Origin of the sequence: Alcanivorax sp. (assembly GCF_002733835.1) — a bacterium.
Taxonomy (GTDB): Bacteria; Pseudomonadota; Gammaproteobacteria; order Pseudomonadales; family Alcanivoracaceae; genus Alcanivorax.
This window is the reverse complement of the sequence record NZ_NVWY01000009.1, coordinates 59771-79155: the sequence shown is the minus strand read 5'-3', so window position 1 is coordinate 79155 and position 19385 is coordinate 59771. Positions and strand designations below refer to the sequence as shown.

Below are 19385 nucleotides of genomic sequence, written 5' to 3'. Positions count from 1 at the left end.
TTCAAGATAAGCTTTTCAATGCCATTTTCAATTTCAGCGGCTTCAGCGGCTTGTAAATCTGCGTAAATCCATTTTGAACACAGCGTTGTTTCAACTCTGCACTGCGATCAGCAGTTACCAATATTACCGGTAATGGAATTTGACGACCGGAATTGATAAAGGTTGCGACAGTAATACCGTCATCTGTTCCTGGATCCAGATGATAATCCATCAGCAAGACATCCGCGTCGTCAGAGCAAGTGTCCACCTTGGATCGTAAAGACGCTAAAGAATCAGCCACTACCACATCACAGCCCCAACCCTCCATCAGCGTTCGCATACCTATGCAAATTGCCTCGTCGTTATCCACGACCCAGACACGCAACCCCTGCAGAGACTGATCAACAAAAGGATCTGCCGGCAATGTCCGGTGGATATATTCGTCAGGTTCAGCAATCGGGATCAACAAGCCAAAGCTTGACCCTTTCCCTTCTTGAGAATGAAAACGCAACGGATGTGAAAGTATCTCGCTAATTTTTTCTACAATTGCCAGCCCTAGCCCGAGCCCTCTTTCATGATGCCTTACCGCCTGCTTGCCACGTTTAAACTCTTTAAATATCTCGTTACGCTGGTCATCACTGATACCAATCCCTGTATCAGTGACTACGACTTCAATGCCCGCGCCACGTTTACGGCACCCCAATAGAATTGACCCGCTCTCGGTATAACGAACCGCGTTGGAAAGGAGGTTACGAAGGATTCTGCTTAATAATTGTGAATCAGATCTAACCAGTGAACCACAAGACACATAGCGAAAACAAAGTCCTTTCTGCTGAGCAATTTGCCTAAACTCTTCAGCAAGCACATCCAGCAAGCGGCTCAAGGGAAAGACTTCAAACTCAGCCGTCACCACGCCGGCATCCAGCTTGGAAGCATCTGAAAGTGTCGTTATGAGTGACTCAAGGTCAGTAAGCGCCGTGCCGATATGAGCAAGCTGAAACGCCATATTATCGGGCTTTTCCTGCAAGGCACTGGTGAAAAGTCGTGCCGCATTCAACGGCTGCATCAAGTCATGGCTCACTGCTGCAACAAAGCGAGTTTTGGAAAGGTTAGCCTGCTCAGCTTTTTCCCGCGCTTCACGCAACTGCATTTCTATGTGCCGACGTTCTTCGATTTCTTCCAGTAGTTTCTGGTTTACATCACGTAGGGCCTGTGTCCGTTCACGCACCTGTTCAGCCAGAACCACGGAATGCTGAAATGCTGCGTAGGGGGCTGTAGGGGCCATATTGCTGGCCTCCACCCTTTCTATAAGGGCATCACAAATCCTGCTCAGCCTGGCATTCTCCGCCATCAGCCGTGCTTCATGGAGATCCCAGGGAGAGCGTTCCCCCTCCTCTGACGGCCCCTGCTCAGAGACGGTTTCTTTGTCCAATGACGACCCCGGTCAGCGTGTGGTTAAGATGCATACCGTTAACATGCTCCCCATAGGTACTAAAACCAATCACCCCGTATCGACGGAGCAATGCAGATGCCTGATCCACCAACCCCTCAGATTCAATTTGCGCATAACGCATGCAACAGTCACATCCTAGCGTTAACCATGACGGCCCCATGCGACGCTCAATAGCACTGAGTTTGGTCTCAAGATCATCAAGCAAAGAGTCCGTTTTCATAGCTGTTAAAACGATGCCATTTTCAACAGCACAATAAAACGTCAGGCTAAGGTCATCATTAACTCGCTGGATTGAACGCGCATAGTAGCCATCATTAATCCGTACAGCCAAAGGCGAGCAAGCAAATTTCATATCGTCCAGATCTTCAACTGAAGCACCAATCAGCCGTGCGTAGGCTTTCGCCGCCGGTTCAGCGTTTAATTCGTAGACGGTACGTTTTTCAGGATCTGCGGAGGTAACGACAAACTTGTTTTTTTCCGGGATTAAGTGATGGGTGCTGAACACTTCAAAATCTAATGAGGTAGAAATCATTATCACCGTGGCGGCTTCGCTGGTGAATCCTCCATCACTATAGACATAAGTGCCATTTAATCGATATTCATCACCTGCGGAACCGCCAAAACAAGCAATACTGCCTAATGCCGAGTTAAGGGTAGCCAAAACCATCTCTTCATTTACTGATAGTCCATCCATTAGCGTCAACACAAAGGTATTGTTCTCAGATGCTGTCCCGGTAACGCCGTCACTGCACTCGGTTAGCAAACTATCAACAAGCTGTTGAGCATCGAGAAGACCGAAACGGTCTACATCTTCCACAAGCTTCTGGCTGACAGTGAATAGCCGGCGATCAAAGCCTATGGCCACAATCGATCCTTGATCATAGCCCTTGGAGGTAATTTCACCACAGGAAGTACAGCCTGACATGGGGATCCCAGCGAAGTTGTCCCGCATGGCTGCGGCCAAACGATCAAGATCATATTCCACTGAGCAAAAAAACAGCACGAAACCCAAGTTCGGGTTTTTTAACTTTGCAGCCAGCTCAGCAGCTGCAATCTCTTCATCGACGGCATTACTGAACGTGGTTAGCACAGCGTTTAGAGGAGCGGCAGTCATCAGACTCTCCCGGATTTTTATTGTCGCGCTCTTTCCTGGCGCCTTTGCTGGCTAATTCTGCGGAATATTGTTGTCCTAGTGAAGGAAACAGTCGTTGGGCTTTTGTTACTCGATTTGTCATAACAAACCGAGCCACAGAGCATGCCTACTGTTCCGCCATACGACCTGGATGTTTCAAATAGGCCCCAAAATCGATATCACTTGCTGACAAAATCGCCTGTACACGATTAGTGGCTCCCAGCTTTCGCAGAATTGCTGATACATGCGCTTTCACGGTACTTTCGGCAATGCTTAGCTCGTAGGCAATCATTTTGTTGGATTCGCCCCTGGTCATTCTTTCAAACACCTGGAGCTGTTTACGCGTAAGGCTTTCCAACAGCTCAGGCAATAGCCCTGGCTCCTGATGCCGTGTCTGCACAGAAGTCCCTCCTGATCGAATAATATCTGAGGGAAGGTATATTGAACCGGAAAGAATCTGTTCTAGCGCACTAATCATCTGCTTACGAGGAGTAGATTTCGTAATGAACCCCACTGCCCCATAAGTCACTGTTTGCAATATAACTTTTTTATCTTCTTCGGCGGAAACGATCACCGCGGGTACACCGGGGAACTGGTTTCGCAATTGCACCAGCCCACCCAGCCCCTGCATACCAGGCATATTAAGGTCCAATAGGACCAAGTCGATATCGTCATTTTGATCGATGATTTGTAAGGCACTATCCAGCCCCGAGGCTTCCAGCAAATTGCTACCGGGAAAACCATCATCAATCACACGAGCAATAGCCTCACGGAAAAGAGGGTGATCATCTGCAATCAGGATCTGGTACATGAACGGCGCCCTCCTGTCACCCTGAAGTACTGGGTTATTGTACTTATCGTCAGAGACTCCATGTTTAGCTGGCTCAAACAATGACCAAACCAGTCTAAACAGCCTGTATCTTCCATTACTCTATGGTCTTAAGACTGAAGGCGCTATTGTTCTAAAGTAGTATTTTCCTGAATAGGAAATAACGCCCCGCTGGACAGCAGGGCAAAGAAATGCATAAAACCGATCAGAATGCAGAGACACCGCCGTCCACCGCCAGAGTCTGCCCATTCATATAGCTGTTGGCCGGGGACAACAGCATCAGCATGACCGTAACGATTTCTTCCGGTTGCCCCAGGCGCTTCATCGGGCACCCTGCGGCCAGCATGGCATGCACGCTGTCCTTGTTCTCCGAGAGGTTGCCTTCATCCACCATCGGCGTGTGCGTGTAGTACGGGCAGACCGCATTAACGCGAATATTACGCTTGGCATATTCGATCGCCGCCGTGCGGGTCAGGCCGATAACCGCGTGCTTGGCCGCCGAGTAGGCACCGATCTTGGGCGCACCGCCCAACCCGGCCATGGAACTCACGTTGACGATACTGCCACCGCTGGCCTTCATGGCGGCAATCTGGTGCTTCATGCCGAACATCACCCCTTTCACGTTCACATTAACTTGCTGATCCAGCACTTCTTCGGTCAGCTCCGCGAACGGAATAAAGCCGTGGGCGATACCCGCATTGTTCACCGCCAGGTCCAGGTGGCCGAACTGGGACAACGCCGTGTCCACCATTGCCTTGCAGTCAGCCTCACTGGAGACATCACAACGCAACGCAGCGACCTTAACGCCCTGCCCCGCCAGCGCATCGGCCAGCGGATTCAGCGCATCCATATTGATATCGCCCAGCACCAAGGCGGCACCGCGCTTGCCCAGTTCTTGCGCCAGCAACTTGCCAAACCCGCTGGCGGCACCGGTAATCAGTGCCGTCTTGCCGGTAAAATCGAGAATCGGATCCATTGTGCTCTCCTTCGTCGAACCGCGGCGAGGCAAACTCACTCTCCGCTTTCAACATCCATCACTTGCTACAAAGCCGCTGCAGGAGCGCCGTTGAGGGCGCGAACGAAGGTGGCAAAACGCTAAGCAGCAGTACCCTAAAAATCCACCCCGCTCTGCCATACCGAGAACGCCCTTCGCGCTGCGCGCGGTTCGTCCCCTGGAAGGGAACTCCTACAGCGGTTTGATAGCAACGTTAGTGTTAAATGGTAAAGCCACCATCAACCACAACACACTCGCCGGTCACGAAGCTGGAGGCATCGGAAACCAGATAGAGAACTGTGCCGGCCATTTCCTTGGGTTCCGCGTGGCGGCCCATGGGGATCTGGCTGAGAGCCTGTTTGTAGATGTCTTCGTTGGTGAACAGGGCACCGGCGAACTTGGTTTTGGTCAGGCCCGGCAGCAAGGCATTCACACGCACGTTGAACTGTGCGCATTCCTTGGCGAAAGACTTGGTCATGCTAATGACGGCAGCTTTGGAGATGGAATACACCCCCTGGCCTTCACCCGGGGTCAACCCGTTCACTGAAGCAGTATTCACAATCGCGCCACCGCCGTGTTCGCGCATCAACTTGCCGCCCTCTACGGACATGTAGAAATAACCACGCAGGTTCACGTCAACGGTCTTGTCGAAGGCATCCACCGGGGTATCCAGAATATGGCCGAAGTACGGGTTCGCGGCAGCGTTATTCACAAGAATGTCCAGCTTGCCGTGCACTTCGCGGATATGGGAAAACACCGCTTCGATCTGCGCCAGTTCGCCCACATGGCAGGCAAACGCTTCCGCGCTGCCGCCGTCGGCCTTGATGGCATCCGCCACCGCCTGGCAGCCATCAATCTTTCGGCTGGACACAATCACATGGGCGCCCTGCTCTGCCAGCAGACGGGCAATTTCTTCACCAATACCCCGGCTAGCGCCGGTCACCAAGGCAATTTTGCCCTCAAGATTAAAAAGGCTCGTGCTCATTACTACTCTCCCGATTGAAATTGACGCAGCACGCTTCAGATAACACACGGCAACACGAATCAGGGCTACACCAAACTCCTGGCCCTGATTTCGCGCTGCAAAATTCTGTTTTTGATTTACCGTGTTGCCTGTTGCGTGCAACGTGAAGCGGCCTTTTATGCCCCTTCGTTAATAATCTGCATGGCCATGGAAGCCAGCGGTTCTACCAGCGCCCCCACTTCGGCGGCCTGTTTGTTGGATGCATTACCGTCTTCAGCCCGTTTCGCCACACCCTGACAGATAGCAGCAAGACGGAAAAAACTGAATGCCAGATAGAATTCCCAGTTGTCGATATGGGAAATACCCCGGCGCTCGCAGTACATGGCCACGTATTCTTTCTCGCTGGGAATACCCAGCTCGGTGCGGTCCTTACCCTGCAGGCCAGCCATCTTGGCGCCGCGCTGCGGCATGCGCATGCCCATGCACTGGTAAGCCAGATCTGCCAGTGGGTGGCCCAGTGTGGACAATTCCCAGTCCAGCACCGCAATGACTTCCGGCTTGCTGGGGTGCCACATCATGTTGTCCAGGCGGTAATCCCCGTGCACCAGAGACACCTGCCCATCATCCTCGGGCTGGTTGGCCTGCAACCATTCGATCAGCGAATCCATTGCAGGGATTTCCTGCAACTTGGACGCTTCGTATTGTTGGGTCCAGCGGCCCAGCTGGCGCTCAAAATAATTGCCCGGCTTGCCGTAATCCGTCAGGCCAACGGCTTCCAGGTCCACACTGTGCAAGGCTGCCAGCACCCGGTTCATTTCCGAATACATCTGCGCACGCACCGCATTACCTGTATCGCCCTCACCCGCCTCGGGAAGGGCTGCACTCCACAAAATGCGGCCTTCACAGAACTCCATCACGTAAAACATGGAGCCGATAACATCGCGGTCTTCACACAGGTGCAGCACATTGGGCACCGGTACATCGGTGTCTTTCAATGCGGCCATAACACGAAATTCGCGATCAACCGCATGGGCGGACTTGAGCAGTTTGCCCGGCGGCTGGCGACGCAGCACATAGGAGCCGGAGGCGGCAGTGATCTTGAAGGTGGGGTTGGACTGGCCACCCTCGAACTTGTCGGCCTGGACAGGACCTTTGAAGCCATCAATGTGTTGTTCAAGGTATTCAGCCAGTTTCTGCGTATCCAGTATATCCACCTGGGACATGGAGCTCTCCTGTTCTTCTCTGTTCTGCTGCGCAAATAGCAAAGCCCGGAGCGGGTTTAACGCTCCGGGCCAGCACCCGAAATCAGGCGAATTGTTTAGCCATGTTCCGACCCAGCTGCATCATGTGCACCTGGTCCGGGCCATCGGCCAGACGCAGGGTGCGCGCATAGCTAAAGAAGTTAACCAGCGGCGTATCCTGGCTCAGGCCCACAGCACCGTGGATCTGAATCGCCCGATCGATGACATTTAACGCCATATTCGGGGCAATCACCTTGATCATAGCGATCAAATCCTTGGCGTCTTTGTTACCTGCACGGTCCATGGCGTCTGCCGCTTTCAGCGTCAGCAGCCGGGCCTGCTCGATTTCGCAGTAGGATTTGGCAATATCTTCACGCACGGAGCCCTGCTTGCTCATAGGTGCACCAAACACCTCCCGTTGGTTTACCCGTTTGCACATTAGCTCGAAGGCTTCCTGGGCAGCACCGATCAGGCGCATGCAGTGATGAATCCGACCTGGGCCAAGGCGACCCTGAGCGATTTCAAAACCCCGGCCTTCACCGAGAATCATGTTGGCCTTGGGCACACGCACATTATCGAAAATAACCTCGGCATGGCCTTCCGGTGCATCGTTGTAACCAAAGACCTGCATCGGGCGAACAATATTGACGCCGGGGGTATTGGTAGGCACCAGAATCTGCGACTGCTGCTGATGCCGGTTGGGGTTGTCCGGGCTGCTCTTGCCCATCACGATCATGATTTCGCAGGTCTTGCGCATGGCCCCACTGATATAGAACTTGCGGCCATTGATCACGTAGTCATCACCGTCTTCGGTGATGCGCGTTTCAATATTGGTGGCATCGGAAGACGCCACTTCCGGCTCGGTCATGGCAAAGGCACTGCGGATACGACCTTCCAGCAGCGGTTGCAGCCATTCTTTTTTCTGGGCTTCGTTACCGTACTTGGCCAGCACTTCCATATTGCCGGTGTCCGGTGCCGCACAGTTGAACGCCTCGGAAGCAATACGGCTGCGGCCCATTTCCTCGGCCAGGGGCGCATATTCCAGGTTGCTCAGGCCGGCACTGTATTCCCCGTACTCCTTGGGCAAGAACAGGTTCCACAGACCTTTGGCTTTGGCTTTTTCCTTCAGCTCATCCATGATCGGCGGGGTTTCCCACGGGCTTTTTTCCAACTGCTCGTGGTACAACCCTTCCACCGGGCGAATTTCGGTGTTGATGAAATCGCGGACCTGGGCGATCAATGTCTGCATTTTTTCTGTGTACTGAAAATCCATGAAGCTCTCCCATTGAAAAATGCGGCACGCAGCACGCTACAGGCAAAGGCGCCATCAAGGGTGCTGAATGTCTTTCTTTAATAATAAGTAATCGCCTCGAAACGGTCCGGGCGATCCAGGTGCGGCACGTTATTGAAACTGGCCATGCGCACCACCTTTTGATTGAAGAAACCGTGGCTCACGCTGCTGTTGCGGATCTGCAGGTTCAACTCCACCACGGCGTCATCCGACGCACCCAGAACGTGCCTGATAAACATGGCCATGGCACCGCCGGAGCTGACAATCAGCACCCGGTCCTTGTCGCTGTATTGCCGTTGGATATGCTCGCGAGCGGCAGCCACCCGGCCGGAGAAGCCCTGCCAGGTCTCTGGCAGATCACCGGTCAAGGTGTCCATGCGCCAGTGTTTCATGGCGGTCTTCAGCGCCTTGTAGAAAGCCGCCACCGGGGCGCCCTCACCGGGCACCTGATCCGGGTACTGGGTGAGATAGGCATCCACCAGCGACTGAAAATCGAATTCGTTAAGCCCCGGCTGAATGTCTTCAGGCAAGGCCACACCCAAGCCTTCGCAAATGCCGGCGCCGGTTTCCCGGTGGCGTACCAGATCTCCGCACACCAGGGCATCAAAGCCCATATCCCGTTCGGCAAAATACTCGCCCAGCCAGCGTGCCTGCTGGTGACCCAGTTCGGAAAGGCGATCGTAATTATCGGTGCCGAACGACGCTTGCCCGTGGCGGACAAGATAAAACTGGGTCATGCGCGAATCCTCTGAGCTGAAAAGCGATTGGACCAGCCTAGATCAGGGCCATTAGTTAGTGAAATTGATATTTTGCATCCCGCTCAATAAATTCCATGCATTAGTAAACATCTATTATTCGGAACACTGTTCCGATATTGTCCATGGTTTTCCCTTTCCGGAGATGCGCCATGACGGAGCTGACACTGACCAGCGGATTTATTCAAACCCGTGAGCACAACGCCGTGCTACACGTCACCCTGGATCGCGCCGACAAGCTCAACGCGCTCAATGTGGCAATGTATGAAGACCTCACCGCAGCGGTACAACACCTGGCCGCACGGGATGACCTGAATGCGCTGCTCATTACCGCCAACGGCCGCAGCTACTGCGCGGGCAACGACATCAAGGATTTCTTGCAAGCCGACCCGGCCAGCCGTGATGAAGGAAAACTGAGCCCGGCCATGATTCTCGTCCATGCCCTTATGGCCCTGGATAAACCGATCATCATGGCGGTACAGGGCAACGCCACCGGTATTGGCACCACCATGTTGCTGCACGCGGATCTGGTGATCGCCGCCGATGACGCCCGCTTCCACACCGCCTTCATTAACCTGGGGCTGGTGCCCGAAGCCGGCTCCAGCCTGATCCTCCCCGCCCTGATTGGCCGCCAGAACGCCAACCGCTTGCTGCTGGCCGGCGATACGTTTAGCGCAGAGGAAGCCGAACGAATGGGGCTGATTGCCTATAGAACCGGGGTGGATGAGCTGGCATCAGAAGCACTGGCGCTGGCGCAGAGGCTGGCAGAGAAAACTCCCGCGGCCATCGCCCTGACCAAACAGCTGACACGCCTGAGCGACGCCGCCATCAAGGCGCAGATAGAAAAGGAAAGTGTGTTGTTTGCGCAAAGGATGTTCAGTGAGGATACCCGGGAGCGCTTCGCGGGCTTCATGAAAAAATAACCTGCCGGGACGCTTTTTGATCGCGCAGTGGCCGCCCGATATTACGGGCGGTGAGAGCCCGGGAAAGGCATCGCGGGTTTTCCCTGCCAGTAGAGGAAACCCACGGTTATTTCATCACCCCGCGCAGCGCCACCTGCACCACTTCGTTGACCAGCTCGGCCAGCTGCTCGGCCGTTTCCCCTTCGCGATGGTGGTACCAGTTGATCACCGAGTTCATTGCCCCGAATACCGGCTTGATCGATACCCTGGGGCGGCTGGCCTGCATCGTGCCGTTACTCATCCCCTCTTCCAGCACCGCCATGAACATCGCCTCACACCGGCTACGGCGGGACTGCAAATCGGTTAGCTGATCCCGCTGCTCGGCAGTGGTGCTGTTACGCAAGACCATTTGCACCGCTTCCGAGACAGTGCGCTGATAAGGCTGGGTACGAATCAGGGTATGCACATAGCGGCGCGCCATTTCCGTAAACCGCTCCGGGGCAGGCAGGTCGGATGCTGCCACCGGCTCCAGTTCTTCAAACAGGGCATCCATGGCGCGATGATGGATCTCGAAGAACAGCTCGGCCTTGGAGCTGAAATAGTGGTACACCATCCCCTTGGTGGCAGAAAGGCGACGGGCAATATCGTCAATGCTGGTCGCATTGAAACCCCGCTCCATAAAACACAACGCCGCCGCGTCAAGAATCGCTTCACGGGGTTCGTTTACCAGTGCTTCATTCGGATTCGCCATACGCTTCCTTCCTCTCACCCTTAACCTTTATGCGCCCTTCACCCTCCGGGCATGCTGACTTGGGGCGCCCTGCAACCGGCTTTCTCTTTGCTTTTCAGCTCCCGGGACGGTTTGCGGCCGAAGTCTGACACAAGTTCCGAAGCGCACCATTGACCGCACAGCAAGCCGTGACGGATTTCCCGCCCTAGATGGCGCTTTTGACCCTTTACGGCTGATTACGCCGCTCGCATACTGACTCTTTTTAAAATAACGTTTTGAAATTTGGCCTCGGTGGGCATTGTCCGGGCCAGCAACGGGAGAGCACCATGAGCAAACCGCAAATCAGCCTCGACGATCTGCAGGCAAACGTTGGTAAAAACGTTGGCGAATCCCAGTGGCGCACCGTCAATCAGCAACGCATTGATGGCTTTGCCGAGTTGACCGAAGACCCCCAGTGGATCCACACCGACCCGGAGCGGGCCGCCAAGGAAAGCCCTTTCGGTGCCACCATCGCCCACGGCTTTTTGTCTTTGTCACTGCTGTCGGCCATGGCCATCGATGTACTGCCCACCATCAAGGGCCAGGTCATGGGCATCAACTACGGCTTCGACAAAGTGCGCTTCATGAACCCGGTGCGCGAAGGCAGCAAGATACGCGGCTCGTTCACCCTGCTGGAAGTCAAACAGCGCTCCGATAATGAATGGCAACTTCGCCACGGTGTGCGAGTCGAGATCGAAGGGCAGGAAAAGCCCGCCTTGATTGCGGAATGGTTGAGCCTGGCAATCGTCAAATAACAGTCGCGAACGACGAGCTGCGAGTAACGAATCTTCAGGAGTAAAGAAGCATGACAATTCGTTTTGATAATCAGGTGGCCATCGTCACCGGCGCGGGCAACGGCCTGGGCAAATCCCACGCCCTGGAACTGGCCAAACTCGGCGCCAAGGTGGTCGTCAATGATTTCGGCGGTGCCCGCGATGGCAGCGGCGGTTCCAGTGAAGCCGCAGAACAGGTTGTTGCCGAAATCAAGGCCGCCGGGGGCGACGCCATTGCCAACGGGGCAGACGTTTCCGATCAGACCCAGGTCGAAGCCATGGTCAAGCAGGCCATCGACACCTGGGGCCGCATTGATGTGCTGATCAACAACGCCGGCATCCTTCGCGACAAAAGCTTCGTGAAAATGACCCAGGACGACTGGGACAAGGTCGTGGCCGTGCACCTTACCGGCTCGGAAATTTGCAGCAAGGCCGTATGGCCGATCATGCGCGATCAGGGCTACGGCCGTATCGTGATGACTACCTCCACCTCCGGCCTGTACGGCAACTTTGGCCAGGCCAACTACGGCGCCGCCAAAATGGCCGTGGCCGGGCTGATGAATACCCTGTGCCTGGAAGGTGAAAAATACGACATCAAGGTAAACTGCATCGCCCCCACCGCCGCCACCCGCATGACCGAAGACCTGATGCCCCCGGAAGTGCTCGCCATGCTGGAGCCCAGGGAAATCACCCCGGCCGTGCTGTTTCTGGCAAGTACGCAAGCCCCCACCCATCGCATTCTGCTGGCCGGCGCCGGTTGCTACGCCATGGTCCGCCTGATGGAAAGCCAAGGCGTTTACCTGAATGACGACGAGCGTAATGTGGATGGCGTGGCCGCCCACTTCGAGCAAATCGGCAACATGGACAACGCCAGCGAAATGATGACCGGCGGCGACCATGTCACCAAGATTCTGACCATGGCCGCCAAAGCCAAGGGCATCAAGCTGGGTTAACAAAACACGTAGGAGCTTGCTTGCAAGCGAACCCGCACCGCGAAAAGCGATTCGGCTGCAAGCAGCTTCCTACAACACAAACATCTAAGGCCGAACATACCTCAGGAGAGTGACCATGAGAGAAGCCGTAATCGTATCCACCGCCCGAACCCCCATTGGCAAAGCCTACCGCGGTGCCTTCAACGACACTCAGGCCCAGGCCCTGGGCGGCCACGCCATCAAACACGCCGTTGAACGTGCCGGCATCGACCCGGCCACCATTCAGGACGTGATCATGGGTGCTGCGCTGCAGCAAGGCAGCACCGGCGGCAACGTGGCCCGCCAGGCCGCCCTGCGCGCCGGCCTGCCCACCAGTGTGTCCGGCATGAGCATGGACCGTCAGTGCGCCTCCGGCCTGATGGCCATTGCCACCGCCGCCAAGGAAATCATCGTCGACAATATGGACGTGGCCGTGGCCGGTGGCCTGGAATCCATCTCCCTGGTGCAGAACGACAAGATGAACACCTTCCGCGCCGCCGACCCATGGCTGAAAGAAAACCGCCCTGACATCTACATGTCCATGCTGGAAACCGCCGAAATCGTCGCCGACCGTTATAACGTGTCCCGTGACAGCCAGGACGAATACGCCTTCCAGTCACAAATGCGCACCGCTGCTGCCCAGGAAGCCGGCAAGTTTGATGACGAAATCGCGCCCATGCCCAGCATCATGAAAGTGATGAACAAAGAGACCAAGGAAATTTCCGACGTGGAAGTGACCCTGGAAAAGGACGAAGGCAACCGCCCGCAAACCACCCTGGAAGGCCTGCAATCGCTGCAGCCCGTATTCAAAGGTGGCCAGCAGGTGCAGCAAGGCGGCTTCATCACCGCCGGCAACGCCTCCCAGCTGTCTGACGGCGCCAGTGCCTGTGTGCTGATGGACAGCAAGGAAGCCGAGCGACTGGGCCTGCAACCGCTGGGCGCCTACCGTGGCATGGCAGTGGCCGGTTGTGACCCTGACGAAATGGGCATCGGCCCGGTGTATGCCGTGCCAAAACTGCTCAAGCGCTTCGGCCTGACCGTTGATGACATCGGCCTCTGGGAGCTGAACGAAGCGTTCGCCAGCCAGTGCCTGTACAGCCGGGACAAGCTCGGCATCGACCCGGAAAAATACAACGTCAACGGCGGCGCCATCTCCATCGGCCACCCCTACGGAATGTCCGGTGCCCGCATGACCGGCCACGCCCTCATCGAAGGCAAGCGCCGCGGTGTGAAGTACGTGGTCGTCACCATGTGCATCGGTGGCGGCATGGGTGCTGCTGGCCTGTTCGAAGTGTTCTAGACGGAATCGCGCTGATTCTGTTTCCCCTTGGGGGCACCGTCTGGTGCCCCCTTTTTTTGGTTCATCGCGTACTGGCGTGGATAACACGGTTCTCGACGTCGGATTGGCTTATCGCGAATACCTGGCACTTTGCCACACCCTCGATGCCGGGTGCCTGACGTCAAACCCCATCACCTGATGTCGCTGTCGTTATTACGGTATCTCTCGCAAGCCATGGGCAGTGACATGACGCCATCAACCAGAATTCCACCTTTGCTCAGCAGGGAACTGCCTCACAATCATTAAAAAATGTGTCCAGAAACAAAAAAAGTCACCAAAAACGAAACATCCTTTTGCTTGTTACCTGGGGTAACGAACCACGTTCGAAAGTAAACCCATATCATGATTATGTTTCCTTTCGCCTATTTTCAGACCGACTTACTGGTACGTTTTCCCCAAAATAAGCCCGTAACCTTCATCTTAAACCGCTTCCCCACCGATTTTTGCCACTTTAGTCGTCTTGACCACATACCAAGCGGTATGTATGAATTAAGCATGACCGATCGGTTTTCGGAATCGTGATTCAAAAAAATAACGACGAAATCCGCAGAGTCAGAAATACAACGCCCGAAGGGACCGGGCGAGTTTCACAAGTGCGCTACAACAACGTTCACAACAACAAACGGAATGTCTGCCCGGTTCATCCCCGGAGCAGTGGGAGAGCAAAATAATGCGAAGCAAAGCAATCGCTGTCGGCTACAGCAGCGTCCTGGCCCTGGGCCTGCTGTCAGCCGCCGCCCCGGCCATGGCCGGCGGTGAATACAAGTTCAACGATGACTTCAGTGCCAAATGGAACCTGAAGGCCTCCGTGGGCGCCATCTCCCGGATGGAATCTGCCAGCAAGGAAAACCTGTTCGCCGGTGATACTCCTGGTGGTACCGCAGGATCGGCGGTTTCCGATGACGGCAACCTGAACTATGACGGCGGCGAAGTGGTTTCCTCCGTGGTCAAAGCCATCGGTGACTTCAACCTGCAATACAAGAACTACGGCCTCTTCGTACAGGCCAAGACCTGGTACGACTACACCCAGAAGGAAGGCTATGTTCCCCAGGGCAACTACCCCAATGGGTTCCAGGGCGGCAAGCTGAGCGACGACGGTTTCCATCGCAATTCCCAGTTCCAGGGCGCGACCTTCCAGCAGGTCTTTGCCCACGGCACCTTCCAGGTGAACGAACAGCCATTGAAAGTAGCAGCGGGCCGTAAATTGCTCCTGTGGGGCCGTAGCCTCTATTCACGCGGCTCCTTCAGCTCACTGAATGCGGTCGACCTGGCCGCATTGCACCGCCCCGGGTCGGAATACACGGAATTCCTGACGCCCTCCGGCATGGTCACCGTGGATTACAACTTCACTGACCGCCTGAGCATGAAGTCCTTCTATCAGTATGAATGGCGTGCGGCAAACCTGGACGGTTGCGGGACCTTTTTCTCAACCCTGGACAACACCGCACTGGGCTGTGATGCCACCTTCTCCAGCTCCGCCGTCATTCCGAACCAGGATGCCTACAACGCGGGTGCCTACATTCCCCGCAGGGATGAAAATGAACCCAAGGACGGCGGCCAGTACGGCCTGAAGTTTGACTACGCGTTCCCGGAATCCAGGGCCAAGATCGGCACCTACTTCTTCAATTATCACAGCCGACTGCCTTACTACTCGGTGACCAAGGAAGACAGCCCGCTCCCCCAGGGCATCACCGCAGGCAACGATATCGCCTACTTCTATGAATACCCGGAAGACATTCAGGTATTCGGCCTCACCGCCGACAAGACCTTTGAAGGCGTGGGCAACCTGGCGCTGAACCTGAGCTACCTGCCGGACATGCCGATACAGATCAATACCCCTGACCTGACCACGGCTCGCGTACTGGAAGCCAACGGCATTCCCGCTGCGGCAGCTTCCGGGTTCGCGACCATTCCGCAGGGCACCATCGACTACGTCTACAACTCCGGCAGCGAAGTACACGGCTTTGAGGAGTTTGACATTCAGCGTGCCGAGCTGGCCTTCACCACCATCATCCCCAAGTTGATGGGCGCGCAGAAAACCGTCGTTTCCATGCAGGTGGGCTCGGAATTTATTCCTGATCTACCCAAGCAGGACCAGATGCGCTTCCGTCGCCACACCAACTTTGGTGTCGGCGAACTGGGAGAAGACGGTTATGTCACCGACTTCAGCTGGGGCTATCAGCTGAGCCTGACCTCCACCTACGCCAACGCCATCGGCGCGGTCTCATTGACCCCTGGCCTGACCTTCAATCACGGTGTTGAGGGTTATTCCAGCGATGATGCGATGCAGGAAGATGCCCGTACCGTCGGCGTGAGCCTGGGCATGGCCTACAAGCAACTCAGCGCCAACCTGTCCTACACAACCTACAACGATGAAGAGTACAGCGTGGTCGAAGACCGGGATTACCTGTCCCTGAGCACCACCTACAACTTCTAAACGGATAGTGAAACAGCCGGCCACGGCCGGCTTTTCTCAAGAGGATGGAAACCATGAAAAAACTGCAATTGACCCTGTTGGCCCTGTTCAGCGTACTGCTCACAGCCTGTGCCAGCGGCTATCACGACACCAAAGTCATCAGCGCTGAAACCGGCTCCCAGGCCACACCCAAAGGCCCATACCAATCCCTGGTGGTTGGCGTGCTGGTCGATCATGAACTGCGTGAGCATCTGGAAGATGCCATTGTCGCCAAGTTTGCCACCATGGGCATAAAAGCCACCGCCGCCTACACCGTTTACGGTGACAAGGGCGTCGAAGGCAAAAGCCTGGACTACCTGGCCAAGCGCATGAAGGACAACGGTTTTGACAGTGCTCTGGCGATCCACCTGGAAGACCTGACCACACAAACCACCGAGGTCAAAGGCGACCCAGGCGTGGCCATTCCAGCCAGTGCCGGCATGACCATGACTCCGCAGGTTTACAGCCCGGACTTCTATGTCAACGAAGACATCTATACCGCTCGCCTGGAGCTGTGGGACGTGGACCAGAAAGCCATTGTCTGGACCGGCAAGACCGTCAGCTTCAACACCGGCGGCTTCAAGGGGCTGGAAAAAGGCGCGGACCACTATGCCAAAACCATTACCGACGCGATCAAGGATTCCAACATTTTCTGATTCTGTTTTCTCCGTCTTGTCTTAAATGTGGATTGTCTCCACCTTCCTCGCCCACTTCGGTGGGCGTTTTTTTTGCCGCTCTGCGGCTGCAGCACGCTTCACGCTGCATGCACCAGGCTAAATACCGGATCGTCCTGCTGCGCGTGCTTGCGGCGGCCCCGAAAGCGCTACCCGCATCCAGAAATAGCCACCGGCTATCGTGCGGCGTGGTTCCAGCCTCTTGCACCCTTCCCGCGCTGCCGCTACTCTTTGACCTTCAATGAAGCGAATTCAAGAGACATGACCATGCACGCAGCACAGCTCAACACACGCACCCTGACTGGCCCAGTGGCCGGTATGGCGGTGTCTGCTGCGTCTTATTACGGGTATTGGTTTAGCCGCTCGCGCGCCTGACCGACACTCAGGCGCGCCCGTTAAGGGACGCCTGCCGAATACATGAAACCCCGGCCGGTAACCCGCCCGGGGTTTTTTATTGCCCAGACAAACAGACAAATGCAACACAGGGACAACACCATGTATCGCTATCGACTGAACCGCCTGACCACCCGATTTAGCCGCTGGCTACGTCAGCGCACCGCCACACAACGATCGACGAATCACGCGCGACGATAACGCGCCGCAGTATTAAGGGAAGATCATGCAACAGGTAAACAGCCAACAGACAGAGAACACCGACAGCCGACTCCACCACCATCAGGCTTCGCCACGACGCAGCCTGCCGCTGCCCTCCCCCACGGTGCTGCGTGAGCGGCTGCCGGTTGATGGCCCACTGGCGACACAGATCGAACAGCACCGACAGACCATTCGCAATATCCTTAATGGCGAGGATCCGCGCCTGTTGGTGATCACCGGGCCCTGCTCCCTTCACGATCCCAAATCCGCCCTGGAATACGGCCACCGCCTGGCCGAGTTGGGTGCGCAGCTGGACGATAAAATCTTCATCGTCATGCGCGCCTACGTGGAAAAGCCCCGTACCACCGTGGGCTGGAAAGGCATGCTCTACGACCCGCATCTGGACGGCAGCAACGACATTGCCACCGGGTTGAATGTGTCTCGCCACCTGCTGCTGGATCTGGCCCGGCTGGGTTTGCCACTCGCCACCGAGCTACTGCACCCCATGGCCGCCGATTACCTGGGCGACCTGCTGAGTTGGGCGGCCATCGGCGCACGCACCACGGAATCGCAGATTCACCGGGAAATGGTCAGCGGCCTGCCCCTGCCGGTGGGGTTCAAGAATGGTACCGATGGCAGTATCGGCGTGGCCTGCGACGCCATGGGGGCTGCCATTCACCCACACACGCATCTGGGCATGGATGAGCATGGCCATAGCGCACTGCTGCAAACCGCCGGCAACCCGGACACCCACCTGGTGCTGCGCGGCGGCCACGACGGCCCCAACTACGATGCCGCCAGCGTGCAAGCTGCCGCCGCTGCACTGGAGGCCAAGGGCTGCAACCCGCGACTGATCGTGGACTGCAGCCACGCCAACAGCGGCAAGGATCCGCTGCGCCAGCCCGCGGTATTACAGGATCTGCTACAGCAGCGAACTCAGGGGCAAACGGCTATCGCCGGGGTGATGCTGGAAAGCCATCTCCATGAGGGCCGGCAGGGGCAGGACAAGCCGCTTCAGTACGGCCTGTCCATTACCGATGGCTGCCTGGGCTGGGACAAAACCCGATCGGCACTTTGCGCGATTGGATAAGATCGAACGGGACAGGGAAACCCACACCCCCTCCCATTGCGGAAGGGGTGTGACGTGAACGTTGCAGGCACCGCTTGCGCTGCCATACTTTAACGATTCTCAGGGCCGACGACTCCACAAGGGAACCCACATGCTCAATAACCTGACTCTCGACCAACTTATCACGGCCTTCGTCGTTTTCCTTAGCGTCATCGCCACCGTGGCATTCATCGTCTATCTAAAAAATCGCTCGGGTAACGATTAGCTTAGGGTCACGAATACAACAGTGATCCTGTCCCCATCTTGATCACGTTGCCACCAATGCGGCAACGCACTTCCTTACCCGGGCGCTTGTCGAACTCCGCATGCAGAATACTCTTGCGCGTCTCATGACTGCCCCGGTCTATCGACAGCGTATGGGTCCCCGGCGCGGTCTCGCCCTGCTCTGCCAGGTAAGCAATAAACTCCGGCATCACGGCGCCAATGGGGGGAAAGGCATCGCGGCGTAATGAAGGATTCAACAAACGCCCGTGGAACTCCGTAAACCCGGTAATGCTGCCCGGGGCGAACAGAAACAACTCCGAGGTGTACACACCGCCGAACAAGTCGGACCAACGGTCCGCATTCAGACTGGCCGCCAGCACGTGCTCCGGTTTGGTAAAGGGCACGATCAACGTTGGCTTGTCCACACTGACCACCATCGGTTTGTACTTGCTGAAAGAAATGTGTTTTTCGTCAATATTCAGCGCCGCGGCCAGACGGGGAATTTCCGGGGTGTAGCGGTCAATGGTCGGAGTCAGCACCCGGGCAAACTGAATGGCCCCCGGCGAGCGGCTATCACCCTTATCAATAAAGCTCTCAATCCATTGTTCGTTTTGCCTAAGCAGAAACGAAGCAAATTCGCCCTCATCCTTTGTCATTCCCATTTCATAGGCCACATAGGAGGCGGCCAGAATGGTATGGGCACCAAATAATTGCCGGCCTTTGCTATTGAACACCGTCACTGGCGAAGCGCTGTTGCCCGGCTCGATAAACACCGTTTCGGTTTGCTGAAACTCACCGGCAATGGCCGTTTTGCTGGAGTCACTACTGTTGGCCGCATCCAGTGTAACCACCGGAACCTGGGTGCCCTGAAAGGGTGCACCCGCGAATACATCAAGCAACGAATAATCGAGAGCCATCATCCTCACCTTTTTTATAA

The 19385-nt window shown here is 56.0% G+C and carries 17 protein-coding genes; 7 read left to right on the top strand and 10 right to left on the bottom strand.

Annotated elements, in window-relative coordinates; translation table 11 throughout:
• Nucleotide 1: 1 nt before the first annotated feature.
• From COA55_RS06910 to COA55_RS06875, 8 genes are all read right to left on the bottom strand, one after another.
• On the bottom strand, nt 2-1411 hold the full coding sequence (locus tag COA55_RS06910; protein ID WP_290501136.1) for a hybrid sensor histidine kinase/response regulator: 1410 nt from the start codon (nt 1409-1411) through the stop codon (nt 2-4).
• Nucleotides 1389-2546: a nitric oxide-sensing protein NosP gene (gene nosP / locus COA55_RS06905; protein ID WP_290501135.1), complete on the bottom strand. Its 1158-nt coding sequence runs from the start codon at nt 2544-2546 to the stop codon at nt 1389-1391. The genes COA55_RS06910 and nosP overlap by 23 nt, the downstream gene beginning before the upstream one ends.
• A 145-nt stretch (nt 2547-2691) precedes the next feature.
• A complete protein-coding gene (locus COA55_RS06900; protein ID WP_007149629.1) occupies nt 2692-3375 on the bottom strand; it encodes a response regulator transcription factor in 684 nt (227 codons plus the stop codon).
• A gap of 223 nt (nt 3376-3598) precedes the next feature.
• Nucleotides 3599-4369: an SDR family NAD(P)-dependent oxidoreductase gene (locus COA55_RS06895; RefSeq protein ID WP_290501134.1), complete on the bottom strand. Its 771-nt coding sequence runs from the start codon at nt 4367-4369 to the stop codon at nt 3599-3601.
• Nucleotides 4370-4607: 238 nt separating this feature from the next.
• Nucleotides 4608-5372, bottom strand: a complete 765-nt coding sequence (locus COA55_RS06890; RefSeq protein WP_290501133.1) for an SDR family oxidoreductase — start codon at nt 5370-5372, stop codon at nt 4608-4610.
• Between the two features lie 155 nt (nt 5373-5527).
• Complete coding sequence (locus tag COA55_RS06885) at nt 5528-6574, bottom strand: phosphotransferase family protein (protein WP_290501132.1); 1047 nt, start codon at nt 6572-6574, stop codon at nt 5528-5530.
• 82 nt (nt 6575-6656) lie between these two features.
• Entirely contained in the window at nt 6657-7865 is a 1209-nt protein-coding gene (locus COA55_RS06880; protein WP_290501131.1) for an acyl-CoA dehydrogenase family protein, read from the bottom strand.
• A 77-nt stretch (nt 7866-7942) separates the two neighbouring features.
• A complete protein-coding gene (locus COA55_RS06875; protein WP_290501130.1) occupies nt 7943-8620 on the bottom strand; it encodes a histidine phosphatase family protein in 678 nt (225 codons plus the stop codon).
• A gap of 170 nt (nt 8621-8790) precedes the next feature.
• Between COA55_RS06875 and COA55_RS06870 the strand changes: the two genes are divergently transcribed.
• On the top strand, nt 8791-9561 hold the full coding sequence (locus tag COA55_RS06870) for an enoyl-CoA hydratase-related protein (protein ID WP_063519528.1): 771 nt from the start codon (nt 8791-8793) through the stop codon (nt 9559-9561).
• A gap of 106 nt (nt 9562-9667) precedes the next feature.
• Here COA55_RS06870 and COA55_RS06865 read toward each other — a convergent pair whose 3' ends face one another.
• On the bottom strand, nt 9668-10291 hold the full coding sequence (locus COA55_RS06865; RefSeq protein WP_290501129.1) for a TetR/AcrR family transcriptional regulator: 624 nt from the start codon (nt 10289-10291) through the stop codon (nt 9668-9670).
• Between the two features lie 305 nt (nt 10292-10596).
• On the opposite strand from COA55_RS06865, the gene COA55_RS06860 reads away from it, so the two are divergent.
• The 6 genes from COA55_RS06860 to COA55_RS06835 all read left to right on the top strand — a co-directional run bounded on the left by COA55_RS06860 (nt 10597) and on the right by COA55_RS06835 (nt 18205).
• Nucleotides 10597-11064, top strand: a complete 468-nt coding sequence (locus COA55_RS06860; protein ID WP_290501128.1) for a MaoC family dehydratase — start codon at nt 10597-10599, stop codon at nt 11062-11064.
• A 50-nt stretch (nt 11065-11114) separates the two neighbouring features.
• A complete protein-coding gene (locus COA55_RS06855; RefSeq protein WP_290501127.1) occupies nt 11115-12035 on the top strand; it encodes an SDR family oxidoreductase in 921 nt (306 codons plus the stop codon).
• 115 nt (nt 12036-12150) lie between these two features.
• Nucleotides 12151-13353, top strand: a complete 1203-nt coding sequence (locus tag COA55_RS06850) for an acetyl-CoA C-acyltransferase (protein ID WP_063538007.1) — start codon at nt 12151-12153, stop codon at nt 13351-13353.
• Nucleotides 13354-14062: 709 nt separating this feature from the next.
• Nucleotides 14063-15829, top strand: a complete 1767-nt coding sequence (locus COA55_RS06845) for a DUF1302 domain-containing protein (protein WP_290501126.1) — start codon at nt 14063-14065, stop codon at nt 15827-15829.
• A 53-nt stretch (nt 15830-15882) separates the two neighbouring features.
• The gene (locus COA55_RS06840; RefSeq protein WP_290501125.1) at nt 15883-16503 is read left to right on the top strand and encodes a hypothetical protein; all 621 of its coding nucleotides are present in this window, start codon (nt 15883-15885) and stop codon (nt 16501-16503) included.
• Nucleotides 16504-17140: 637 nt separating this feature from the next.
• Nucleotides 17141-18205, top strand: coding sequence for a 3-deoxy-7-phosphoheptulonate synthase (locus tag COA55_RS06835; protein ID WP_290501124.1), 1065 nt, complete (start codon nt 17141-17143; stop codon nt 18203-18205).
• 251 nt (nt 18206-18456) lie between these two features.
• On the opposite strand, the gene COA55_RS06830 is transcribed toward COA55_RS06835, so the two are convergent.
• Entirely contained in the window at nt 18457-19365 is a 909-nt protein-coding gene (locus tag COA55_RS06830; RefSeq protein WP_290501123.1) for a PhzF family phenazine biosynthesis protein, read from the bottom strand.
• Nucleotides 19366-19385 lie beyond the last annotated feature (20 nt).